This is a genomic window from Nocardiopsis sp. NPDC055824 (assembly GCF_053616335.1).
This window is the reverse complement of sequence record NZ_JBSHDN010000006.1, coordinates 1-22,984: the sequence shown is the minus strand read 5'-3', so window position 1 is coordinate 22,984 and position 22,984 is coordinate 1. Positions and strand designations below refer to the sequence as shown.

At 71.7% G+C, this 22,984-nt stretch carries 24 protein-coding genes; 8 read left to right on the top strand and 16 right to left on the bottom strand.

Features of this window, described 5'->3' with window-relative positions; translation table 11 throughout:
- Positions 1 to 5: 5 nt before the first annotated feature.
- The 12 genes from ACWGL3_RS03095 to ACWGL3_RS03040 form a co-directional block, all read right to left on the bottom strand.
- Positions 6 to 383, bottom strand: coding sequence for a hypothetical protein (locus ACWGL3_RS03095; protein WP_267945000.1), 378 nt, complete (start codon positions 381 to 383; stop codon positions 6 to 8).
- A complete protein-coding gene (locus ACWGL3_RS03090; protein ID WP_267945001.1) occupies positions 383 to 805 on the bottom strand; it encodes a TadE/TadG family type IV pilus assembly protein in 423 nt (140 codons plus the stop codon). Before ACWGL3_RS03090 ends, ACWGL3_RS03095 begins: the two co-directional genes overlap by 1 nt.
- Positions 802 to 1,188 carry a TadE family protein gene (locus ACWGL3_RS03085; RefSeq protein WP_267945002.1) on the bottom strand — a complete coding sequence of 129 codons (387 nt, stop codon included), beginning with the start codon at positions 1,186 to 1,188 and terminating at the stop codon, positions 802 to 804. Before ACWGL3_RS03085 ends, ACWGL3_RS03090 begins: the two co-directional genes overlap by 4 nt.
- Entirely contained in the window at positions 1,185 to 1,388 is a 204-nt protein-coding gene (locus ACWGL3_RS03080; protein WP_267945003.1) for a hypothetical protein, read from the bottom strand. The genes ACWGL3_RS03085 and ACWGL3_RS03080 overlap by 4 nt, the downstream gene beginning before the upstream one ends.
- A gap of 20 nt (positions 1,389 to 1,408) precedes the next feature.
- Positions 1,409 to 2,287: a type II secretion system F family protein gene (locus ACWGL3_RS03075; protein WP_267945004.1), complete on the bottom strand. Its 879-nt coding sequence runs from the start codon at positions 2,285 to 2,287 to the stop codon at positions 1,409 to 1,411.
- Positions 2,284 to 3,129, bottom strand: coding sequence for a type II secretion system F family protein (locus ACWGL3_RS03070; RefSeq protein ID WP_267945005.1), 846 nt, complete (start codon positions 3,127 to 3,129; stop codon positions 2,284 to 2,286). The genes ACWGL3_RS03075 and ACWGL3_RS03070 overlap by 4 nt, the downstream gene beginning before the upstream one ends.
- Complete coding sequence (locus ACWGL3_RS03065; RefSeq protein WP_267945006.1) at positions 3,126 to 4,448, bottom strand: CpaF family protein; 1,323 nt, start codon at positions 4,446 to 4,448, stop codon at positions 3,126 to 3,128. Before ACWGL3_RS03065 ends, ACWGL3_RS03070 begins: the two co-directional genes overlap by 4 nt.
- A complete protein-coding gene (locus ACWGL3_RS03060) occupies positions 4,445 to 5,275 on the bottom strand; it encodes a hypothetical protein (protein WP_267945007.1) in 831 nt (276 codons plus the stop codon). The genes ACWGL3_RS03065 and ACWGL3_RS03060 overlap by 4 nt, the downstream gene beginning before the upstream one ends.
- A gap of 31 nt (positions 5,276 to 5,306) precedes the next feature.
- Positions 5,307 to 5,927 carry an SAF domain-containing protein gene (locus ACWGL3_RS03055; RefSeq protein ID WP_267945008.1) on the bottom strand — a complete coding sequence of 207 codons (621 nt, stop codon included), beginning with the start codon at positions 5,925 to 5,927 and terminating at the stop codon, positions 5,307 to 5,309.
- Between the two features lie 21 nt (positions 5,928 to 5,948).
- Positions 5,949 to 6,374, bottom strand: a complete 426-nt coding sequence (locus tag ACWGL3_RS03050) for a hypothetical protein (protein WP_452460733.1) — start codon at positions 6,372 to 6,374, stop codon at positions 5,949 to 5,951.
- Positions 6,375 to 6,739: 365 nt separating this feature from the next.
- The gene (locus ACWGL3_RS03045; RefSeq protein ID WP_452460732.1) at positions 6,740 to 7,111 is read right to left on the bottom strand and encodes a hypothetical protein; all 372 of its coding nucleotides are present in this window, start codon (positions 7,109 to 7,111) and stop codon (positions 6,740 to 6,742) included.
- A gap of 405 nt (positions 7,112 to 7,516) precedes the next feature.
- The gene (locus tag ACWGL3_RS03040; RefSeq protein WP_452460731.1) at positions 7,517 to 8,044 is read right to left on the bottom strand and encodes an ATP-binding protein; all 528 of its coding nucleotides are present in this window, start codon (positions 8,042 to 8,044) and stop codon (positions 7,517 to 7,519) included.
- Positions 8,045 to 9,013: 969 nt separating this feature from the next.
- On the opposite strand from ACWGL3_RS03040, the gene ACWGL3_RS03035 reads away from it, so the two are divergent.
- The 3 genes from ACWGL3_RS03035 (at position 9,014) to ACWGL3_RS03025 (ending at position 10,839) form a co-directional block, all read left to right on the top strand.
- On the top strand, positions 9,014 to 9,853 hold the full coding sequence (locus tag ACWGL3_RS03035) for a helix-turn-helix domain-containing protein (RefSeq protein ID WP_452460730.1): 840 nt from the start codon (positions 9,014 to 9,016) through the stop codon (positions 9,851 to 9,853).
- Positions 9,854 to 9,881: 28 nt separating this feature from the next.
- Positions 9,882 to 10,067: a DUF397 domain-containing protein gene (locus ACWGL3_RS03030; protein WP_452460729.1), complete on the top strand. Its 186-nt coding sequence runs from the start codon at positions 9,882 to 9,884 to the stop codon at positions 10,065 to 10,067.
- 106 nt (positions 10,068 to 10,173) lie between these two features.
- Positions 10,174 to 10,839, top strand: coding sequence for a hypothetical protein (locus ACWGL3_RS03025; protein ID WP_452460728.1), 666 nt, complete (start codon positions 10,174 to 10,176; stop codon positions 10,837 to 10,839).
- Positions 10,840 to 10,950: 111 nt separating this feature from the next.
- Here ACWGL3_RS03025 and ACWGL3_RS03020 read toward each other — a convergent pair whose 3' ends face one another.
- The 4 genes from ACWGL3_RS03020 to ACWGL3_RS03005 form a co-directional block, all read right to left on the bottom strand.
- On the bottom strand, positions 10,951 to 11,715 hold the full coding sequence (locus ACWGL3_RS03020) for an SDR family NAD(P)-dependent oxidoreductase (protein WP_267945015.1): 765 nt from the start codon (positions 11,713 to 11,715) through the stop codon (positions 10,951 to 10,953).
- A 91-nt stretch (positions 11,716 to 11,806) separates the two neighbouring features.
- The gene (locus ACWGL3_RS03015) at positions 11,807 to 12,742 is read right to left on the bottom strand and encodes an AraC family transcriptional regulator (protein WP_267945016.1); all 936 of its coding nucleotides are present in this window, start codon (positions 12,740 to 12,742) and stop codon (positions 11,807 to 11,809) included.
- Positions 12,743 to 13,150: 408 nt separating this feature from the next.
- On the bottom strand, positions 13,151 to 14,200 hold the full coding sequence (locus ACWGL3_RS03010) for an STM4015 family protein (RefSeq protein ID WP_267945017.1): 1,050 nt from the start codon (positions 14,198 to 14,200) through the stop codon (positions 13,151 to 13,153).
- Positions 14,201 to 14,598: 398 nt separating this feature from the next.
- Positions 14,599 to 16,689: a HelD family protein gene (locus tag ACWGL3_RS03005; RefSeq protein WP_452460727.1), complete on the bottom strand. Its 2,091-nt coding sequence runs from the start codon at positions 16,687 to 16,689 to the stop codon at positions 14,599 to 14,601.
- A gap of 1,212 nt (positions 16,690 to 17,901) precedes the next feature.
- Between ACWGL3_RS03005 and ACWGL3_RS03000 the strand changes: the two genes are divergently transcribed.
- The 5 genes from ACWGL3_RS03000 (at position 17,902) to ACWGL3_RS02980 (ending at position 22,938) form a co-directional block, all read left to right on the top strand.
- The gene (locus ACWGL3_RS03000; protein ID WP_267945019.1) at positions 17,902 to 18,645 is read left to right on the top strand and encodes a hypothetical protein; all 744 of its coding nucleotides are present in this window, start codon (positions 17,902 to 17,904) and stop codon (positions 18,643 to 18,645) included.
- 260 nt (positions 18,646 to 18,905) lie between these two features.
- Positions 18,906 to 19,646: an IclR family transcriptional regulator gene (locus ACWGL3_RS02995; RefSeq protein ID WP_267945020.1), complete on the top strand. Its 741-nt coding sequence runs from the start codon at positions 18,906 to 18,908 to the stop codon at positions 19,644 to 19,646.
- A gap of 5 nt (positions 19,647 to 19,651) precedes the next feature.
- Positions 19,652 to 20,590, top strand: a complete 939-nt coding sequence (gene hutG / locus ACWGL3_RS02990) for a formimidoylglutamase (protein ID WP_267950418.1) — start codon at positions 19,652 to 19,654, stop codon at positions 20,588 to 20,590.
- Positions 20,587 to 21,786, top strand: coding sequence for a sodium/glutamate symporter (gltS, locus tag ACWGL3_RS02985; protein ID WP_267945021.1), 1,200 nt, complete (start codon positions 20,587 to 20,589; stop codon positions 21,784 to 21,786). The genes hutG and gltS overlap by 4 nt, the downstream gene beginning before the upstream one ends.
- Positions 21,787 to 22,269: 483 nt before the next feature.
- Positions 22,270 to 22,938 carry a hypothetical protein gene (locus ACWGL3_RS02980; protein ID WP_267945023.1) on the top strand — a complete coding sequence of 223 codons (669 nt, stop codon included), beginning with the start codon at positions 22,270 to 22,272 and terminating at the stop codon, positions 22,936 to 22,938.
- Positions 22,939 to 22,984 lie beyond the last annotated feature (46 nt).

Here is a 22,984-nt window from a genome sequence, read left to right as displayed (position 1 = left end):
TCGTCTCACGGTGTGTGGGCGGTGGCTGTGGCGCGGGAGGAGATGTGGACGTCGCCGAGCAGTGTGAGGAGCGCTGGGTGGTGGGTGCTCGTGACGGTGACCGTGACGGTGTCGGCGCCCACGGACACCTCGGCGTCGCCTCCGCCCGCCCGGGCGTGCGCCGTGGCGGCGGTGCGGGCGGCGGCCGGGTCGAGGGCGCGGGTGCCGGTGCGGAGCAGGTGGGGGTCCAGGTGCTGGGCTCCGGCCCGGGCGGACTCGTGGGCCAGGACGGTGGTGCGGGTCTTGGTGCGGAGCATCTGGGCGCCGTCGTGGACGAGCCCGAGGCAGGCGATGAGGGTCGCGGCGATGGCGACGACGAAGGCGCTGGGGCTGCTGCCGAACATCAGGGTGCCTGTTCGCGGTGCAGGTCGGTGACGGACACGGCGCGGGCGGTGACGGTGCGGGTGTCGCCGGTGCCGAGGTCGGGGAGGTCGTCGCGGTGGACGGTGCAGGTGACCTCGGCGCGCACGGCCGGCGCCCCCGCGACGGTGGCGGGGTGCAAGTGGACGGCGGGGTCCTGGCAGGCGCGGCCCCAGGTGCCCACGCTCGCGGCGACGGCCTGGGCCGCGGCCTGCTGTGCGGTGGCGGGGTCGGTGTGCAGGGATCCGGCGCGGGCGGCGGAGTGGGCGAGGGCGTCCGCGGCCAGGGCGGCGGTGTAGTCGCGGCCGGTGAGGGCGATCAGGGCCAGGAACGCGAGCAGGACGGGGACGAGCAGGGCCAGTTCGACCGCCGCGCTCCCCCGGTCCCGGCTGCCCGCGCCGGTCATGGCCCGGCCCCGGGGACGTGTTCGGTGGGGCCGCTCAGGGTGGTCTCCACGGGCGGGTACCAGCCGGGGGCGAGGCTGACCGCGGTGCCGGTGACGGTGGCGCGGGTGGTGCCGGCCCGGCGTTCGACCCGGACGCGGACGTCCTGCAGGACGGCGCCGCCCAGGTCCTGGACCATGGCGTGGCCGCGTTCCCGCCCCTGCCGTGCACTGCCGTCGAAGGCGCGCCCGGCGGCGAGGGCCTCGGTGGCGACGGCCTGGGCGCGGTGGTGGGCGTGGGTCCACATCCCGTACTGGAGGATGCCGAGCAGCATCGCGAACATCAGCGGGACGGCGAACAGGACGTCGGCGCTGCCCCGGTCCCCGCGTGCGGCGAGGCGTTTCACGGGTTGACGCCCAGGTCGATGGACTGGGCGCTCTCGGTGATCATCGGGGTGAGGATGGCGCCGACGGCGGTGGCGATGCCGATGGTGATGACCAGGACCAGCACGTACTCGGTGGTGCCGGATCCGCGGTCGCCGGTGCGGCGGCCGCCTCGTCTGCCGTGGACGAGTGCGGTGAGTGCTCGGCGCAGGGCCTGGTTCACGGGCGCGGGCCTTCCTGGGTTCAGAATCCGGTGGTGACGTGCACGATGGCGGGATAGCCCATGAGCAGGAGGAACCCGAGGACCAGGAGCATGACGGGCAGGGTCATGCGCTCGGTGGCCCGGTACGCCTCCCCCTCGAGGGCGGCGAGCCGGTGGATGCGCAGGGAGGCGGCCTTGGCGCGGACCGAGGCGCGCACACGGGCGCCGTCGGTCCCGGCCAGGCGGATGGAGGAGGCGAGTTCGTCCAGGTCGCGCACGCCGGTGCGTTCGGCGAGCTCGGCCAGGGCGTCCCAGGGCGGGCGGGTGCGCAGGTTGGCCTCGTGCAGGCACCGCCGGATGCGGGTGAACGCGGTCCCGTGGCCCCGCCGGGTGGCGGCGGTGAGCGCTTCGGTGACGCCCGCTCCCCCGGCGAGGGCGACGCCGACCAGGTCGGCGATGACCGAGGTGGCCGCGCACAGCTCTTCCCGGTGGCGGGCCGCCCTGCGGCGCAGGACCAGGGTCGGGGTCCACGCCCCCAGGACCACCAGGCAGGCGGCCAGGCCCAGGGCGTAGTGGGCCGGCAGCGGGGACTGCGGCGGCGCCGCGGCGGCGAACGCGAGCATCCCCAGGGCCAGGCCGGCGAGGGCGGCGACACAGGTGTCCATCCGGTGGACGTCGGCGTCGGTACCGCACGCGGCCAGGTCGCGCCCGGTGCGCTCCCCCGGCCACCCGGTGCGTGCGAGGACCCCCGCGCCGGCGGCCGTCACCGCCCGCAAGGGGCTGACGGGCGCGGGCCGCGCCTGTTGCTCCTCCGGCGGAGGGAGGAGTTCGGCGAGGGTGGGGCGGCGCAGGGTCCACACGGTCCAGTACAGGCCGGCGCCGGCCGTGGCGCCGCCGAGCCCGGCGATGAGGGTGTTCATGTCCTTGCCTCCTGCGGGTGGGCCGCAAGCACGCGTTGCGTGCGCGGCGGGTTCGACAGCCGCGTCAGCCACCCCAGCGCCGCGGCCCATACGGCGCCGATCAGTGCGAGGACGAGCTGGCCGGCGGCCGAGTCGAACGGGGCGAAGTAGGGGCCGTTGAGGACGGCCATGCCGACGACCATGGCGGCCGCGGTGGTGATGATGATGCGGACCGAGGTGCGGGTGCGCGCCCGGGTCGCAGAGGTGCGCACGAGCATGGCCGCGCGGTCGCGGGCCGCTTCGGCCAGGCTGGTGAGGAGCGGCCCCAGGTCGGCGGCATGGCGCTGGGAGGCCATGGACAGCGCGGTGGCGACCAGGTCCGCGGTCTCGTTGCCGACGCGGTGGGCGAAGGCGGTGAGCGCCTCCTCCTGGTCCGCCCCGGCGGTGAGGTCGCGGGACAGCGTTCGCACGTCGTCGCGGACGGCGGCGGGGGCGATGACCGCGGAGGCCCGGACCGCCTGCCGCAGCCCGGAGGAGGCGGTGATCAGGTCGCGGAGCTGCTCGGTCCAGCCGGCCACGGCCTCGATGCGCGCGACCTCGGCGGGTGTGGCCCGGTCCGGGCCCAGGACGGCGGGCAGCCACCACGCGGCCCCGGCGGCCAGGGCCGCGGCGACCGGCCAGCCGGTGATGCCCCAGGTGAGCATCCCCGCCCCGGCCACCGCGGCGGCCTTCCACCACAGGTGGCGGCCCCGCTCCAGGCGCTCGCACACCCCGGGCAGACCGGAGGTGAGCGCGGGCAGCAGGAGCACCACCCCCAGGCCGACCGCCGCCCCGCCCAGGCTCGCGATGAGGACCGCGCTCACGTCGCCTCCCCGAACAGGGCGGCCGGGTCCAGGCCGGCGCGCAGGAGCTTGCGGGCGTACTGCGGGCTCGGCGACGTGGCGAACCCGCCGTGCTCCACGGCGTACAGCTCGTTGGTCACCACCTGGGGGCCGTCGACCCCCACGACCTCGCGGACACTGGACACGTGCCCGTTGCCGCGGTCGTCGGTGTCGATGTGCACGGCCAGGTGGACGGCCGAGGAGATCAGCACCGCGCCCTCCTCCAGGGAGAGCCGCTCACCGGCCTGGTTGGCGTACGTGGCGAGCTTGGTGAGGATCTGCGCGGAGGAGGAGGCGTGGACCGTGGCCATGGAACCGTCGGTGCCCATCGTCATGGCGTGCAGGAGCGCCACGGTCTCCTGGCCGCGGGTCTCACCGACGATCACCCGGTCCGGGGACATCCGCAGGGCGTGCCGGACCAGGTCGGCCAGGGTGATCTCCCCGGCCCCCTCGGTGTTGGGCGGCCGACCCTGGAGGGCCAGGCAGTTGAGGTCGGCGTCGGAGTCCAGGCCCAGCTCGAAGGCGTCCTCGATGGTGACGACCCGCTCGAAGGGCGGGATGTGCCGGGCCAGGGCGCGCAGCAGGGTGGTCTTGCCCGAACCGGTCGCCCCGCCGATCACCACGTTCAGGCGGGCGCGCACGGCCGCGGTGAGCAGGGAGCGCACCGGGCGGGTGAGCATCCCCGACGCGGTCAGGTCGGTGAGGGTGAGTTCGCGCTCGGGGTGGCGGCGGATCGTGACCGCCGGACGCCGGGAGACCCCCATGACCGCGGACAGGCGGGCGCCGTCACCGAGCTCCATGCTGAGCAGCGGCGCCGAGGCGTCGAAACGGCGCTCCCCGCCCGGTGCCTGACCGGCCAGGCGCTGCACCAGGGCCACCAGCTCGGCGTCGGAGGAGGTGACCGGCGGGCGCTCCTCACGCCGACCGTCGCCGAGGTCGACCCACACGCGGGTGCCGTTGATGTGGATGTCGCGCACACCCGGCTCGCCCAGCAGCAGCTCCAGCGGACCCAGCCCGCAGACCTGGGCCAGGGCGCGGGCGTGGACCCACGCCTCGTCCTGCTCGGCCAGGGGACGGGCGGCGCCGGTCAGGGCGTGGCAGGCGTGCTCCTCCAGCAGGGCGGAGAGCATCGCGTCGGCCCGCTCGCGCTGCGCCCCGCGGTCGTGCTCGGCGGCGGTGCCGGCGTCCTGGCGGACCAGGGCGTCGGTGACCCGCTCGGCCAGCCGACGGGCCAGCCCCTCCAGGTGCTCGGCCGCCCCGTGCGGGGAGAGCCCTTGCGGGGCGTGGATCGTGGGGTTCACGCCGCCACCTCCGCCCGGTGACCCAGGGGCACCGGAGCCGGCGGCAGGTCCTCGACATGGTTGGCCAGCCGCCGGGCGCACGCCAGCAGCGGCATCCAGTCCACCGTCTCCGGATCCTGGCGGGCGTGCGACCAGGCGGCGAAACGCTCCCGGAGCCCGCGGGGCCGGAAGGCCTCCCCCCGCAGGAAGGCCGCGCCGGCGGGATCGTGCGGCACCTCCGCCCACACCGGATAACCGGTCACCGCCGAGACCTCCGCCGCGGGGAACCGGGAGCCGCGCACCGCCACACCGACCGCCGTCCCGTTCTCGGCCAGCGCGTCCAGGACGTCCCGGCACCGGGCGAGCCGGTGGATCTGCGCGGCGTCCCCACCCGCCACGGTGAAGACCGCCACGTCCGCCAGGGACAGCAGGTGCGCACCGGCGGTCCCCGGCATCACCCGCCCCAGATCCACCACGCTCACACCGCTCCGCAGAACCTGGCTCCGGTGCGCCAGCGCCGCCACCACCGCCGAGGCCTCGTGCGCGGTCGTCGGCGCGGTCACCGCCCTCAGCCCGCCGGGAAGCTCGGTACCGTGCCGGAGCAGGACCCCGTGCGTCCCCGGCTCCTGCACCAGGGACAGGTCCGTGCCCGCCCGCACCGAGGCCGCCAGCGAGACCAGCCCCGGACGCCCGGCAAGCCGGTGCCAGGCCCCCAGGTCACCCCCGCTCGCATCGGCCTCCACCAGCACCGGAACCGTGAGCGGACCCGTGGGCCACACCGCCGCCAAAGCCGTGGCCAACGTCGTGACCCCCGGCGCCCCCGACAGCGAACAGACCGCGATGATCATGCTTCTCCCCCTTGTTCTTGTGTCCGTCGCCCTACCGCGCGGACATGAGCGCCATCCGCACGCCCTCGTCCACTGCCCCGACCACATCGGCCACCTCGTCCTCGGCGACCACGAGCTCCACCACACGGGAACCCGCGAGATCGCCCTCCTCCCCCAACGAGTGCAGCCGAACGCTGTGGGGCCCTCCCTCCCCGGCACCGAGCACCAGCAGCAGCGCGCCCTCCCGCGCCGAAGCCGGAAGCATGCCCGGCTGGGTCTGCACCGCCACCACCGCCTGACCGGGACCCGGCCAGCCCGAGGTGTCCGCGAGCATCGCCCCGGTCAGCACCGTGCCCGCCGGAACCGGCATCGCCACGCGCCCCCCGAGAGCCTCGTCGACCGGCGCCAGATCCAGGTCCTCCACCCCCAGGGCCGGAACGATCCGCAGATCCGCGATGGTCAGGGCCTCACCGGCGGCCACGTCCTCCGCGGTGACGACCATGGGGACGCGCTCCTCCTCGTGCCCCGCCGCCCACGCCGCGACCACCCCGCCGACGACCACCGCCGCGACCCCGGCGAAGGGCCGCTTCCAGCCCTTGCGGCGCGGCAGGGACAGCCGGGACCTCCCCGTCTTCCGTTCGGACACGTGGGGTCCGGACAACGTCGTCGTCACGCTCTCTCCGTCTCTGCGCACTCAGCCATCGGTGACCAGCGCGTGGACCTCGGCCACCCGCACCGCACGGGAGGCGCTCGTCGTCAGCGGGTCCAGGGTTCCGCCACCGCCCGCGGTGCTCGACCACTCCACCGACCAGGTCACCGTCACGGTGACCGGGAACCGCCCCGCCGCCTGCCCCCGGGAGGCGCGGGTATAGGTGTGGCCGCAGTCCGGTGACGGGGCGTCGGCCTCGTGGCGGTCCGGGACGAACACGGTCCCCGGCCCCGGACAGTCGAGGGTCGTACCGTCGCCCATCGCCCAGCGGGCCCCGCCCGGGGTCGCCGTCACCGTCACCGAACCCGTGGAGACAGCCGCGGTCGCGCTGACCGGCTCCCAACCGGAGCGGTCCACCCACAACCAGAGCGGGAAGCCCACGACCGTCTCGGCCGCCGGAGAAGAACCCACCGTCGGGTCGGGCAGAACCATCGACGCCCGCGCGCGCTCCGCAGCGGTCCGGGGATCGACGGCCGCGCCGCCACCTGCCGGTTCGGAGCGGGTGGAGGCGCCGCACGACCACCCGGGGTCCTCGCGGTCCCACTCGACGCAGGGTGACTCGGCGGAGAGGGAGACCGGGGCGCTGTTGGCTGGGCGCGGGTGGGTGGTTCCGCTGCCGGATGCACCACGTTGGGTGGACTCGGCGAAGGCGTTGCACTCGTCTCCCTGACAAGAGACTCGACCCTCGAAATCCGGCCCTTGAGGCAGCGGCGCTGCCGGCATCACGCCCGCGAGCAGTGGTGCCGTCAAACCAAGCACGAGAGTGCCCATAGAGCTCAACACGTCCCGGGTCCCCAGATCTGCATCTCCACGACCCACCACTCGAAGACGTCCTGGTTCACACGAGCGTCCACACGGACGTTATCCGTGCGGGGTTCGGCCTCACCCACGACCTTCCAGTCCCCCGCACCTTTGCAGTCCCTGATCACGACCGACCTCGGGTTAGCCGCCGGCTCAGCGGAGATCACCTCAGGTCGCAGCACCGGCTCACCTTCCATGCCAAGACCGGCATCCTTGACTCCCTGGACACCTTCCTGGGAAAGGTCCAAAGCTTGTCCGACCGCGTGTTCCTCCAGAGCCGGGTGCTCCGGGTCCATCTCGGCCGAGGCCAGAACGATGGCGTCCCAGAAATCCAGGTAGACCGCCACGGCCTCTTCCTCGGGAGTGCCTTCCGGACCTTCCGATTCCGCAGGTGCCACGGACGACCGGACGACCGGTTCGGGGCTTTCGTCTACTCCGACGGAGCATCCCGTGACCAGCACCAACCCCAAGGCGGGCAGGGAGAAGCGACGCACCACAAAAGACTCCTTGGAGTGTCATGATGATCACTCTTAGTGATCAAGGAGAACGTAGTCCCTCGGTTACCCTCCGCACAAGTCGTTCTCGTTGGATGGCAGAGCCGAAAACTGTCGGCAAGCTCACCGACCCCCGATGTCCAAGTCGGCTACCTGCGAAAACACTGCCCCATCAGGCGGAACGCCGTCGGAACGACGTCTGCGCACGACGGTGGGCGACGTCCGGATCGGACGCCGCCCACCGTGATCACCACCCGGTCAATCCGTGAGGCGGAACCTCGGCAACCCAAGTGGGACCTGCTCGGATGCCACCGAGAAGGAGGCCCAGACACCCAGACCCATGCTCTGCCGTCCCGGACCCACACGGTAATGGCCCCAACGCTCCGCGAGGGCGTCCACGAGCATCAGGCCGCGCTGCCCCTCGGCCCAGTCCCACTCCGCATCGCTGCGCCCGATCGGGATGCGGGGAACGCTCGCTCCGCCGCCTCCGTCGACGATCGCCAACCACAGGGTGCGCTCGTTCACGAGTGCCAGGGCCCGGAGAACGCTGTCGCCGCCGGGCGCGTACTTGACCGCGTTGGCGACCAACTCGGCCGCGCACAGGACGACACTGTCGACCAGGTCGCATGCGAAGCCCTGCAGATCGGTCCGCAGGTGCGCACGGACCTCGCCGGCGGAGGCGAGTTCCGAAGGGTAGGAGCGGTGCTCCCACCAGGTGGACGCCCTCCTGGGTGGAGACAGTTCCGGAGCCGAGGTCGAGCACGGCGAGGGAAGCGGATTCATCATGACGCTCCCCCGACCTTGTCGAGGTAGACCCGGACCACTGCAGCGAGCTCGCTGAGGCCCTCCGGATCGTCCGCCCCTCCCCTGCCACAGGGCTCGACAAGAGGATCGCCTACGGGGACTCGGGGCCGGGGAATCCTCGGCACGCTCTGCTCCGCGATCGACGGCAGGTAAGGGCGTACGAGAGTGCCCGCGATCTCGTCCGGATCCGGCCAGAGGCAGTCGCCAGCAGGCAGGCTCCCGGAGTGTTCCTGGTGGTAGCCGCTCCCCCAACGCTGGGAGTTCAGCACGGCTGAGCTCATCTGCGCCCGCTTCCCCGGGAGTCCCGGCAGTTCCAGCGTGCCCTCCCGCGGTACGCGTCGAGGCAGCCCCGCCGACAGCGCGGGGCGGTGTGGCGTCTGCGCGATCGCGGACCGCGCCTTCGACGCTTTCCGGGGGACAAGGACGTAGGTCAACGCCATGGCGATCAGCGCGGCGGCGATGACCCACATCCGACCGGCCGCGCTGTGGCGGGGCCTGCGGTGTCGTCCATTAGGGTGTTCCACGGTCTCCTCCTGCGTTCTCAGGTGGTGATCACGCCCCGCTCGAGTGGTCCTAAGCACTTGAGTGGGGCATCTTCTTTTCTGTCGCCTCGACCAAGGTTCTCGAAAGGCCTCTTTTCACATCACAAGCACAATTTGCGAAATAGATGCAACTATTTCAGCTTTGGTGGATCTGTCGGATTTCAGAGCACCCCTCGCATGCATGCCCCAGAACACCCCGAAGCCCCGCCCCCACCGACCCTCCACCCCCGGGAGACAAGCACCAACCACGGAACCCCTGACGACCTCGAGGATCCTGATGCTCTAAAAATAAGTGAGGCGGCCTCATTTCTCAAGGGCCTCATATAATATAAGCATCAAAGTCGCATTTGTTCGTTTTGGACCTGGAAGACTGTGACCCGCTGGCAGTGGTCACAACAGAGGGGGCTTCATGGCAACCGGCTTGCCCGTCCGACGGCGATACCTGGCCATCCAGCTCAGGAGGCTGCGCACCACCGCCGATCTGACACAGGACGAGGTCTGGAGGGCCCTGGGTTGGAGCAGGGCCAAGATCCAGCGGCTTGAAGCTGGCAACTTCCAGCGGGTGAAGGCCGGCGACATCATGGCCCTGTGCCAGCTCTACAGCGCACCCGTCGACGTAGCCCAGGAACTCATCCAGATCGCCCGGGACTCGCGCGCCCAGAAACCGTGGTGGCTCCAATACGAGGACGTCCTCCCCGGAGCCTTCGTCGGTCTGGAGGCGGAGGCCACGGTGATCCAGGAGTTCAACATCGGTCTGATCCCGGGACTGCTGCAGACCCCGGCCTACATCTCCGCACTGCTGGAGGCCGCTGTCGGGAGCACGGGCAACCAAGCCGAGCAGAGGCTACAGAGCAGGCTCGAACGGCAGCGCACCCTCCTCGAACGCGAACAACCTCCACGACTCACCGTCGTGATGGACGAGGCTGCCGTCCGACGCCAGATCGGAGGAGGAGCGGTGATGAGTGAGCAGATCCACCACCTACTGGACATCGGCCAACGCCCGAACGTCGAGATTCAGGTGCTCCCGTTCTCCTCCGGAGCACACGCAGCAGCAGGGCTACCGTTCACCATCCTGGGCTTCAGCAACGGCAACAGCGCTGACAGCGTGGTCTTCCTCGAAGCGCGCGGGGACGGCTTCTACCTGGAGTCAGAGGCCGAGATCACCCGCCATAGTCTGGTGTTCAGCCGCACCCGGGAAAGCGCGCTGTCCGTTCAGGACACAGCCACTTTCCTGGAAGGCCTGATCTGATGACGAGCGACCCGGAATCGAGGCTCCCGTGAACGACAGCGCGGCGGAATGGCGCAAGTCCAGCTACAGCAACCCCGATGGCCCCCAGTGCGTCGAAGTGGCATGTCTGTTCGGGAAGACGGCCGTGCGCGACACCCAGAACCGCAGACTCGGGCACATCGAGTTCGACGCCCCCTCATGGGCGGCCCTCCTGGGCACGATCCCGAGGAATTAGCCGCAGCCGGCAAGGGGCCCGCCGACCCAACCGGGGCCTCCCCCGGGCACCTCCGCGTGTACGGTCATCGTCGGCCGTTGGCACCGCGTACCGATACATTGCGGGCATGACCCCCCAGGGAGACCCCCGCCCCCAGCGCTTCCTCTGGGGAGCCCGAATGCAGATCTACCGCGACAACCACCCCCGCGCGTACACCCTCCGCTTCTCGGGCCTCCTGTTCCTCCTCATGGGTGCAAGCGGGATCATCGCGTTCGTGACCGCCGGCCGCCCGTGGCAGCTGAGTCTCCTCATCGCCGTGATCCTGCTGGCGGTGTTCACGATCCCCATGGCACTGATCATCGTGTTCTCGTCGCCCGCCAGAGTGACGGAGCGCGCCCGCCACGATCCCGGGTTCGCTCGCTTCCCCGCGGACACCGACCCCGCCAAGCTCGCGGAGGCCTGGCGGCTCGTCCGGCAAGGCAGGCTCGGCGCGGACCCGGAGACCAACCGGCTGGGACGGATCGTCGTCGCGAAGGAACTGAGCAGCACGTCGACGGCCCCTTCCTTCGCCCTGATAGGGATGGTGGCCTTTTTCAACGCCTTCCTGGGCATCAGCCGCCTCCTGGCGGAGGGAGTCTCGCCCTTTGTCTTCGTCCTCCTGGGACTGGCCATCCTCCTGAGCGGACTCTCCGTCTCGGTCCTCTTCCTGGTGCCACGCCAGCGCCGCCGTTCGAAGGCGTTCCGCGACGCCTACGACGACGCCGCCGGGGAGGCACCCGGCAACGCGGCGTAGACACACGGAGCGCTCCCGGCCCACGACCGGAGCCGTGTCCGCTCCGGAACACCCGCTGCGGGCTGCCGGTGCTCGAGAACGTCCCCGGAGGCGAAAGCGTCCGGGCACGAACTACCAGCAGAGAGGGTGGAAATCGCGGAAGAACCCGCCGCGCGGGCCGTCGTCGGGCAGGGTCGCGGCCCATACGACACCGGGAGCGCTGGCCTCGACCGGGCGTGCGCCCAGGTGCTCAGCACCGGGTGCGGTCGCGGTGACACCGGGGCAGACCACGTTGACGATGACCGGGGTGTCGGCCAGTTCGGCGGCCAGCACCGCTGTGAAGGCGTTCAGTGCTGCCTTGCTGACGGCGTGGGTCGCCGCCGATCCGCCCATCAGGGAAAGACCGAACCGCTCATCGGCATGGGACCCGGCGCCGGAGCCCACGTTGACGATGCGCGGGTGGTCCGAGGCGCGCAGCAGCGGGAGGAGGGCCTGGGTCATGCGCCATGCGCCGAACAGGTTCACTTGTAGGACATCGGCGGCGGCCCCCAGGTCAGCCCCGGTGGCGGTGTCGGTCCGGTCGGGGGAAGCTGCGGCGTTGTTGATCAGAATGTCGAGTCGCCCGGCGCGTGCGATGAGCGCTTCCACCGCGGCTTCGACCGCCGTGGGGTCGGTGACGTCGAGATCGACCGGGAGTGGTTCGACCCCCTCGATGGGGCTCGCCGCCTCGGCCGCCTGGCGGGAGTCCCGTGCGGTGATCAGCACACGAACCCCGGTCAGGGCCAGTTGTCGGGCGACCTCCAGGCCGATCCCGCGTGCGGCACCGGTGATCAGCGCCGTCGTCGCGGTTCCGGAAACCGTGGCGCGGGAGGTGGTGAGGTGTTCGTTCTGTGGCATGGGCCCATCCTCACGGGAGCCGGTCGGGCCCTCCATGCCTCCGAGTCCGTATTTTCTGCCCGATCGTCCCGAGCGGCCTGTCCGGGTCCGATCACGGAGCTTCCGGGCCGGCGGAGGGTGCGTCGCGCACCCGGGAGCGGTAGTGCAGCGGTGACTCGCCCACCTGCCGCCTGAACGCGCTGCTGAACGCGCCCTCCGATGCGTAGCCCAGTTCGGACGCCAGCGAACCTACGCGCACGTCGCTATCGCGCAGGGCGCGCTGCGCCAGGAGCATCCGCCAGCGGGAGAGGTAGGTCAGCGGCGGTATGCCCGCCAGGGAGCGGAAGCGGTCCGTGAACGAGGTTCGCGACATCGCGGCGGCACGCGCCAGCTCCTCCAGGCGCCAGGGTTTACCGGGTGCGCTGTGCATGAGCCCGAGCGCGGGACGCAGCTGCTCATCGGCCAGCGCCCGCAGCCACCCCGGGGGCAGTTCGAGTCGGCCGAGGTAGGCGCGCAGGACTTCGAGCACCAGGAGCTGGCCGTGTTGCCGGATCGCGAACTCCGCCCCCGGCCGGCCTCCCACCACCTCGGCGAGCAGCAGGTCGAGGGCGCCGCGCAACCGCAGGGCCTGGGTGTCCGCGGCCCGGACGTGCCCCACCGGAGGGAGGGTCTGGAGCAGGAGCTCGCGACCGACACGGTTGAGGTCGACCCGGATGCCGATGACGACGTCGTCGTGGTCGGCGTCGGCGGTGCGCAGGCGGAGGGTGTCCGGATCAGGTACGACCTCACGGCGCGGCCCGTCGCCGGCGCCGCCCTCGACCTCCAGCCACGACCGGTCGTTCAGGATGGCGACGTCGCCCGGTCCGAGCGCGATCGGCTCGCCGCCGTCGGCGGTGAGCCGGGACCGGCCGTGCACCATCACGATGAGCTTCATCGCTTCATCGACCGAGGCGCGCGACACCCAGGGGCCCTGTACCGCGAAGCCGCCGGTCACATGTCCGCGAATCCCGACGAGGTCGATCACCTCGGAGAGTTGGTCATCGGTCATGTCCGGAACTATCGCGAAAGAGACGGCATCCGGTCAACGTCCGCGCTCCTCTGTGTAGGACCACGGAGTCCTCTCCGTGTGAGCCTGCCAGGTGGCGCCAGTCGGTGTACCGGCTTTCTTCCGGCCGGTGGTGTTCCGCATCCCTCAGGAACGGCTCACGCCCAGGGGCCGGGTCCTGGTCCATGCCCGGTCGGCAGCGTCAACACCGTGGGGACGCGAGGGCCGACCGCCGTGGCGACCGTGACCCGGGTGGGGGCACTGTCGACAACGGCGGCCGATCCCCGAGTCCGGCAGGCTCACCCCTGTTCCTGAACGCCGGTGTGCCCTCCCCGTCGTGGCGGCGGATGCAGCAGGGGTGGGAGCAGAGGCCAGCGGCAGGAACTCAGCCGGTCCGGAGCCGGGGCGTGCTCACTCGCCGACAGCCGGGTAGTAGTCGTCCTTCTGACGGGCCTCCTGCCGGTCGGAGACGTCGACCTCCACCCCCGCCTGTGCGAAGGCCGCCCGCACCCGCTCGGCGGCCTCCTCACCCAGGTAGTGGTGGTGCAGGTCCAGGCGCTCCAGGTGGGAGAGCGCCGGCACGGCGGCGAGCAGGTCCTCGACGTCGTCCTCGCACAGGGTGCCCAGGGACAGGTCGAGCGAGGACAGGCGGGCCGTGATCGGAGCCTGGGCCAGGGCCCGCATCCACTCCCCGGTGCGGCTGGAGTTGCGCAGGCCCAGGTGTCCGAGCCCGGGCAGGGCCTCCCCGGACAGCAGGGGCGCCAGGTCGTCGGGGGTGGCGTCGCCGCCGTAGTCCTCCACGCCCAGCCACAGTTCCAGGCGCTGCAGCGCGGGCAGCCCCGAGGTCAGGACCTGGCGCACCACCTCGGCGGGCAGGCCGCCGCTCTGGAGGGTGAGCGAGCGCAGCGCGCCGTGTTCGGGCACGTGCAGGGAGAGCCTTTCGGCCCCCGCGTAGGTCTCCCCCACCCCGCGGACGGTGAACTCCTCCAGACGCGGGTAGGCGGCCAGCAGCGGAGCCATGTCGCAGTGCTGGATCCAGGAGATCTCGTTCTCCTCGAACGTGATGTCGCCGAGGAAGAGCGAGCGCAGTGCGGGCAGGGCCGGGGCGTGGGCGATCAGGGCGTCCCGGAGCTCACGGGAGGAGATGTCGCTGCCCTCCTCGAACCCCCAGTCGCCGATCACCAGCGCGACCACCCGGGAGGTGTCCACCTCCTCGACGAACCTGGCCAGGTAGGGGACGAGCTCCTCGGTGTAGCTGGAGAGGCGGAGCCGCCACGCCACCGAGTCCGGGGCGAGCTCGGCCTTGTCCATCCTCTCCCGGTGCGGGGTCGAGGTCGGGGCCTCCACGTGGTTCCTGCGCGCGCTGTAGGCGGCCTCCCGGAGGTAGTGCGCCTCCGCTTCCCGGTCGAGGAACTCGACCACGGGGAGGCCGGCGTACTCGGTGAGGTGTTCGCGGATCATGGTGTTTCTTCCTTGCGGGCCAGGGGTGTGCGACATGTCTAGCAGTGCGCGCGGACAGGCAGGGGCCGGGCGCAGCGTTTCTCCGGCGCATGGTCGAAGGTGGGAGCACCGAGCACGGCGGGCCCGCTCCCGAGGGCTGTGGTGAGCCCGAACCGTTCCTCCGTGAGGTCCTGACGAAGCTCGGCACGACGGTGCACACAACGTCACCCGGACCGAACGCTCTATACGAGGTCCGTTCCGGCGGGGAGAGGCAGGTCCGCTGCCCCTCCACCGGTGGGGCAGCGGCGGACCTGCGCGAGGGGCCGCAGATCCGGGGCGCGGAGACCGTCTCAGCGGCACCTGAGCCAGGGGCCGTGTTCCGGAAAGGGGTCAGGGTCGCCTTCCCGGTGCCGTCGAGATCACCTCGGCGCCTCCGCCCCGTGTGTCACCAGCAGTTGTCCCAACTCCTGGGTGCACCGTGTCAGTGCGACGTACAGTCCGTTCCAGCCACGGGGTTCGGCGGTGATGCCGGGGGCGTCGATGAGCAGGGTGGCGTCCCATTCCAGCCCCTTGGCCTCGGTGGCGGAGAGGACCGGCACGTCGGGCAGTGCCGCGCGCAGGGCCCGCAGGCGTTCGCGGGGAGCGATGACACCGACCATGCCCCCTGCCCACCGTTCCGAGAGTTCCCCGATGATGCGGACCGCCTCGGCCGCGAGGCCGTCCTCGTCCACCGTGCGTTCCCAGGGCTCGACGCCCGAGGCGCGCACGGCGCGAGGGGGTTCGTTCCGGCTGCCCGCGTTCTGGAGTACCGGCCCGGTGAGGGCCATGACCTCCAGCGGGGTGCGGTAGCAGATGGTCAACCGGGCTTGCGCCCATCTTGCGCCGAAGGCCGCGCCCACCGCGTCCTCCCAGGTCGTGTGCCGGTGCGGCGCCTCGGCCTGATCGATGTCGCCGACAGCGGTGATCGAACGGGAAGGGCAGCGGCGCATGACCATGTGCCACTGCATCTCGGAGAGTTCCTGTGCTTCGTCCACGACGACGTGCCCGTACACCCAGTCCCGCTGTGCCGCGGCCCGGTCGGTCAGGAACTCCCCCTGCTCCTCGTTCGGTTGCACATCACCCAGAAGATCGTCCAGGGCGTCGAACAGGGGGATGTCACTGCTTGCCCACTCCTGCGGTTCACCGACGACCATCTCCCTTTCGGCGTCGGTGAGCTCCGGCGCCCACCGGCGCAGCAGTTCCGCGTCACCGAGCAACCGACGCAGTTCCGTCGTCGTGTCGCGGGTCGGCCACCACCCCTCCAGCGTGGCGGCCACGCCGGAGTCGGCGGCGATCCGGTCGTGCAGTCGCTCCAGGTCCTCCTCGGTGAGCTCTCCGTCGACATCCGTTCCGGTGGTGCCGTTGCTCGCGGCGCGGTTGTCCGAGCGCGTGATCCCGGCGTCGAACCGGGCGAGCAGGTCCTCGAAGCCCTCTTCCATCTGCGCCAGTAGCTCTTCGCTGCGCTCGGCTATCGCGTCGGTCAGCAGATGGTGGACCTGTTGGCCGAAGAGGGCGCGCGCTGCGTGGTAGGAGTGCCCGGCCGTCGCCGACGCGAGAGCCCGGGCGACCCTGTGTTCACCGATCGTGTACCGTTCCCCCTCCCACACCAGTTCGAGGTCGACGGGCCGCGGGACGAGCGAGGCCGAGTACCGGGAGAGCGCCTGCTGCCAGAGCCCCCTGCCCTTGATCTCCGCGATCTCGCGCGACTCCGCACGCTCCACGCCGACCCCCGGGACGAGGGTGTCGCAGGTCGCCGACACGATGGCGGTCTCCCCGAGGGCCGGCAGCACCTGGGTGATGTACTCCAGGAAGCGCAGGGACGGGCCCAGGACCAGGACGCCCTGCGCGGCGAGTTGCGGATAGGTGAAGAGCAGGTACGCCACCCGGTGCAGTGCCACCACGGTCTTGCCGGTGCCCGGGCCGCCCTGCACGACCAGCGGCCCCCGGGAGTCGGCGCGGACCACCTCGTCCTGCTCGCGCTGCAGGGTGGCCGCCGCGGTACCCATGCGGCCGGTGCGCCGCTCTCCGAGGGCCGCGAGCAGGGCGCCCTCGCCGACCAGTTCACCCGCCCCCGACCCGTCGAGCGGCTCGTCGTCGACGCCGGTCACCTCCCGCCCGTCGACACGGATGTGGCGGCGTCGGCCCTGCCCCTGGGGGTCGACCGGCGTCGCGGTGTAGAAGGGCCTCGCGGCCGGTGCGCGCCAGTCGATGACCAGGGGATCGCTGTCGTCCCCCGCGCTGGGCACACCGACGCGCCCCACGCGCAGGACCGTCCGGTCGAGCGCGTCGAGCCGGCCGAAGATCAGACCCCGGTCCGCGCGCCGCAGCTCCTCGCGGCGGTCGGCCATCATGCGCAGCCGGGCGTGCCCGGTCGTGTCGCCCGCCGGGACCGCGATCTCGGCGTCGAGGTACTGGAGTATCTCGTCGCGGCGCGTGAAGGCCTCGTCGAGGACGAGCTGTTCCTCGGCCACGGCTGCGGTCTGCGCGGCATGGTCGCCATTCGGCGATGGGGTGGCATTGCGTGGGGGCACTCGAAATCTACCCTTTCCGTTTCACGGTAGAAGCAAGGAGCGTAACACCGCGAAACAGCGAAATATTCGTTGGCGTGAGTGTCGTCACTTCTGCCTGGTGCTGTAGCAGAAATCGCGGGCATGGTGGTTGCCGAGGTCGGTGGGCAGGGTCGCGGAGTCCGGCGGTCGGCCGGTTGCGTCCGGTCGGGCGTTCTGTCAGCCGATATCCGCTACTGCATTCTCGGTGCCACGGGAAAAACCGGTATCAGGTGTCGGATGTCGCCGAATGCCGTCGGTCGACCGCTTGCAGGAATGGCCCGGGGCGACGGCGCCGGTCCGTGCGCAGCCGGGGCCGAACGCGTTCGCGGCGTGTGGCGTTCGAGAGTGGCCGGTTGCCCTGCCCATCGCGTACGCGGAGTGGATGGCGGCGCGGTGCACCGTTGGCGCCGCCCGGACGGAACACCCCCGCCTCGGACCCTGCGCAGGGCCTCCGCCGCGGCGCGGTGGCCGCTCCTCACGGCACCGTCGAGGGCGCCGTTGCCGAGAAGGTCCGCGGTCGCGGTGGCAGTCCGGTGCACGCGCCCTCGCGAAGCACGCAGCCCGAGTCCGTGCCGGGTGAGGAGGTCGGGCGGGATGGGCAATCGGGGCTCGGCTCCGAAACCGGGGGACACCGCACCCACCGACCCTCCCCGACCGGGCCCGTCGTACCGTCCTGACCAGGCTCTTCGTCCTGGGGAGTCGTCGTCTCGGCCCGGTGCCGAAAAATCTTCGCCATTCGGGAGAACTCCTCCGGCCCCTCTGACATCAGAAGGCACAGAAAGAAACCACGGACACAAGAGGAGCGGCGCTGGGAGCGTCCCGCCGAGCACAGGAGAAAGGGCGATCCGCGTTGCCGGGCGACCGAAATGCACAAACTCGGACACGCGTCGATGACGGAACGAGCCCGACACATCCGATCCCGACGTCGATGAGGCATAGCTAGAGGCCACGGCACCTCTCGACGAGCTCGACCGGCGGGGAAGCGCCCATCGGAGCGCATTTTTCCCGGGTTGCACGAGACACCGCACCTCCCCCACCGCGCGTGTTCTCCATTCCCGAAATCCCTGCCAAAGCCATACCCGAAAACCCTCACCCGCAATGAGATATCTCTTCCCTCGGGGAGAAAGGAATCGCATGAACCGCAATTTCCGTACCACCGTCCTGGCCCTCGCGACCTCCGGCGTGGTGGCCCTCGGCTCCGCAGCGTGCTCCTCCGAGGAAGTGATCGACGCGGTGGCCGCCGGTTCGGACGCGGGTGAGGGCAACGAGGCCGCGGTGGTGACGGAGCCCCGGAGCGGCCTGCTGGAATTCATCGCCCCGGGCGAGTTCAGCATCGACGGCGAGGCCTTCTTCGTCACCGAGGAGACGCAGATCCTGGGCGGCCTCAACGCCTGCCCCGCCGAGGACGGCCTCGACGAGAACGGCTTCGGCGTCGTGGACTGCGACCTGGAGTCGCTCGAGGCCGCGGTGCAGGGCGGGGCGCCCGTGTACGCCGAGGCCGAGGTGGAGGAGCCCGGGAACGCCCTCTCGATCACCGAGTACGACAACGACCGCCAGGCCGAGCCGGCGCCCGGGGCGGCTCCCGGCGAGGGCGCCGCCGGGACCGACGAGGCCCCCGAGGGCTCCGCCGTCGTGCGGGGCGAGCTGGAGTACATCGCCCCGGGTGAGTACATGATCGACGGGACGGCGTTCTTCGTGGCCGAGGACACCGTGATCTACGCCGGTGTCTACGCCTGCGCCGGGGGCGTCCAGGACCCCGACACCGGCGACGTCATCTGCGACTTCGACGAGTTCGACGCCACCCTGGCGAACGGCACCTCCGTCATGGCCGAGGTCCAGGTCGTCGAGGGCGTCGCCGAGTCGATCACCGAGTACTAGGACCGGTCCTCCCGAGGGGGCGGTCGACGTCCCCTCGACCATCCGGCGAAGGCCCTGCTCAGCAGGGCCTTTTTCGTGTGCCCACCAGGGGTGACGGCTGAGTGCAGCCTCACAGAACCGGTCGGACTCCCGGGCGCGGATCGGAACGTAGCCTTCTCATCGGATGAGAATTTGCCCTTTTCATACCTTTTGTCCGATCCATAGAGTGAGCCGGTCCCGAGCGCCGCTCGGAGCTGGCCAGGTCCGGGAGAGGGGGCGCCATGTCAGCCGACGCGACGTCCGGCAACGCGGGGCGGACCACCGACCGCCTGCTCGGCGTGCTGATGGTCTTCGCCGAAGCGGAACACGCCACCGCCGCGGAGGTCTCCGAGGCCACCGGCATCCCGGTCAGCACCGTCTACCGGATGCTGGACCGGCTGTCCGCGACCGGGTTCGTGCAGCGTGTCGGCACCGCCTACGGGGCCGGCCCCGTGGCGGTCCGGTTCGCGGAGAAGTACCGCAACGGCGCGCTGGAGCGCACCGCCATCGGCCCACGGCTGGAACGGCTCTCGCACGAGTCCGGCGAACTGGCGGCCTTCATGGTGCCGGTCGGCACCGAGGCCCTGTGCGTGGACGCCGTCGAGGGGGCCCGGGTGCTGCGCTGCTGCTACACCCGCGGAGCCGTGCAGCCGCTGCTGCGCGGGGCCACGGCCGAGGCGCTGCTGGCCCACCTCCCCGAGTCACGGCGCCAGCAGGTGTACGCCGCCTACCGGCTCCCCGCCGAACGGGTGCGGGCCCTGGAGGCCGCGCACCCCCTGGTGCGGGAGCAGGGCGTGGCGGTCAGCGAGAGCGCCCTCGACGAGGGCGTGTGGGGCGCGAGCGCCCCCGTGCTCGGCGACTCGGGCTCCCTGAACGGGGTCGTCACCGTGATGGCCCCGGCGGCGCTGACCGAGCGCCGGCGCCCCTACTACGTCCGCCTCGTCAAAGAGGCGGCGCGTGACCTGAGTGGAGGAACGATTTGAACAGGGTGGATCCCCCCGTCTGGACCGGGCGCGACGACGGCCCCGGCGCCGAACACCGGCGCTGGCACACCACCGTGCGCCCGCTCGACGACGCCGGCCGGGCCGGAACCGCGATCGTCGGCTTCGCCTCCGACGAGGGCGTGCGCAGGAACAGGGGCCGCACCGGCGCCGCCGAGGGACCCGCCGCCCTGCGCCGCGCCCTCGCCCCGCTCGCCCTGCACCGGGACGAGGCGCTGTACGACGCCGGGGACGTCCGCGTGGACGACGGCGACCTGGAGGCCGGCCAGCGCGCGCTGGGCTCGGTGGTGGCCGGGGCCATGAGGGCCGGGCACTTCCCCGTCGTGCTCGGTGGCGGCCACGAGGTCGCCTACGCCAGCTACCTGGGCCTGGACGAGGGCCTGGGCTCGGACCGGACCCGCACTCTGGGCGTGCTCAACATCGACGCCCACTTCGACCTGCGCGAGGAGCCGGAGCCCACCTCCGGAACACCCTTCCTCCAGATCTGCGAGGCCGAGCGGGCCCGGGGACGCGACTTCCGGTACGCCGTCGTCGGGATCAACGAGGCCGGGAACACCCCCGTGCTGTTCGACCGCGCCGACCGGCTCGGCGTCGAGTACCTCACCGACGACCGGTGCACCGCCGCCCGCCTGGAGCGGGTACTGGCCTTCGTCCGTTCCTTCCTGGACACGGTGGACGACGTCTACCTCACGCTCGACCTGGACGCCCTGCCCGCATGGGTGGCGCCCGGGGTGAGCGCCCCCTCGCCGCTCGGCGTTCCGACCGAGGTGGTGCAGGCCGTGGTCGAGGAGGTCGCCGCCTCGGGACGGCTGGCCCTGTTCGACGTGGCCGAGCTCAACCCGTCCCTGGACGTGGACGGCCGGACCGCGCGCGTCGCCGCACGCATGGTGGACCGCGTGCGCGCGGCCAGAGGACGGAACTCGTGAACATCTCCCTGGACCTGATCCAGACCACCACCCTGGCCGTCGTCCTGCTGCTCCTGGGCGAGTTCGCCCGGCGCCACATCGGCTTCCTCCAGCGGTTCAGCATCCCCGGCCCGGTGATCGGCGGTTTCGCGTTCGCGCTGGCCGTCCTGGCGCTGCGGGAGACCGGTGTGGCCCAGCTGGAGCTGGACACCACGCTGCAAGAGCCCGCGATGATCGCTTTCTTCACCACCATCGGCCTCGGCGCCAGCGTCAGCCTGCTCCGCAAGGGCGGCAAGCTGCTGATCGTCTACCTGCTGGCGTGCTGGACCCTGGCGATCCTCCAGAACGTGGTGGGCATCGGCATGGCCACGGCCCTGGGCATCGACCCGGTGCTGGGCGTGATGGCCGGCGCCGTCGCCCTGGAGGGCGGCCACGGCGCCGCGGCGGCGTTCGGCCCCACCGCCGAGGCCCTGGGCACCGACGGCGCCACCGCGATCGCGATCGCCGCGGCCACCTTCGGCCTGGTCGCGGGCGGTCTGCTGGGCGGTCCGATGGCCTCCTGGCTGATGCGGCGCCACAAGGTGGAGGTGCCCGCGGCCGCCGACACCGCCGCGTCCGCCGCCGCCGAGGCGCAGGAGAAGGAGGAGCCGGTGGGCTACGGCCCGCTGGTGAACACCGCCGTGCTGATCGGCGTGGTGATGGTGGCCGGGGTCGCGCTGGGCACGTGGTTCAGCGAGACGACCGGGTTCGTGCTGCCCGCGTACGTGGGCGCCATGGTGGTGGCGGCCGTCGCGCGCAACGTCGGTGACCGGTTCGGGCTGCGCATGCACCAGGGCGCCCTGTCGCTGGTGTCGTCGCTGTCGCTCGGCCTGTTCCTCACCATGGCCATGATGGGCCTGCGGATCTGGGACCTGTACGCGCTGGCCCTGCCGCTCGTGCTGCTCCTCGCGGTCCAGGTGATCGTCCTGCTGCTGTTCGTCGCGCTGGTCGTGTTCCGCCTGCTGGGGAAGGGCTACGACGCCGCGACGATGGCGGCCGGCATGGTCGGCCACGGCCTGGGCGGCACCCCCAACGCGATGGCGAACATGGACGCCTTCAACCGGCGTTTCGGGGTCCGTTCGGAGAAGGCCTTCCTGATCGTCCCGCTGGCCGGTGCGGTGCTGATCGACATCGTGGCGCTGCCGTGGATCGTGTGGTGCATCAACGCGGTGGCCTGACCCGAGCCGCCTCCCGAGGGATCCCCGGGTCGCCGACCTGGGGGTCCCTCGTCGTTTCGGCCTGGGTCCCCGCTCCGGGGCGGGGGCCGCGGGGCGTCCTGAAGGGGGAAGGGTCCGGAGAGCATCCGAGCCGGAGGGGCGTCGGTGATCTGCTGCCTCGACGCCGCCACCGACGCCTGGACGGCCGCGGACGGGGCGATCCCGCTGTCGGTGCCCCTGGACCGAGCGATGGGCACGCCGGACGAACCGGGCGCCTGGGAGGGCCCGGGCGCGGGCCGGGCGACCGGCCTCACCGGAGATTCGGTCAGGTCAGGCGGGGCGCGGAAACGGCTGTGAAGCGGGCGTCACCCGAGGAGTCGCGGGAGAGCCTCGGGTCACGATATGGCGTCGGCGTGCAACAAATCCGGCGTCTGAGCACTCCCTTTACCTGAGCCTCCTGCGCCACGCGGGGCTCCGATCCTCCACCGAACCCCCGAGGTACACATGCTGAACCCTGCCCTCACGCGCCGCATCACCCTGGGTGTGGCCGCCGCCGGATCCACCCTCGTCCTCGCCGCTTGCGGCGGGGCCGCCCCCGAGCCGGAAGCGGCCCCGGAGGCCGCCGAGGTGACCGAGGAGGAGACCCCGGAGATCGACACCGCCGACTTCAACCAGGGCCCGATCCCCGACGCCGCGCCGGAGGTGACCGCGGAGGACCTGCCCGCCGAGCCCGACAGCTCCGCGCCGCTGGGCGACCGCATCGCCTGGGAGGCCCTGGAACAGGTCTCTATTTTCGCGTCGGTCGTGGACCCGGACGCCACATCCGAGTGCCCGGAGATCGCGGGCACCGAGGGGGAGACCGCCACGTGCACGGTGAACTTCCTCGGGGAGGAGTTCGAGTACGCGATCACGGTGGAGTCCTCCGGCATCCTCGTCTCCTACCAGCCGCAGCTCGTGGACGGGCCGCTGATCCGCGAGACGGTCGAGGACACCCTGCGCGTGCAGGCGGACACCGAGTACGTGCTCTGCGACATGGAGGCCGACCTCGTGCGAGGCGAGCCCGACACGGACGCGCCGTTCACGTGCCAGGCGCTGGACGAGGCGACCGGAGAGGTCGACGAGTACACCCTGAGCATCTCGATGTACGGGGCGTTCACGTTCTTCGTGGTCTGACCGGTGACCGGGCCGCCGTCCGTCGCCCCGAGCCCGGTCGGGGCGA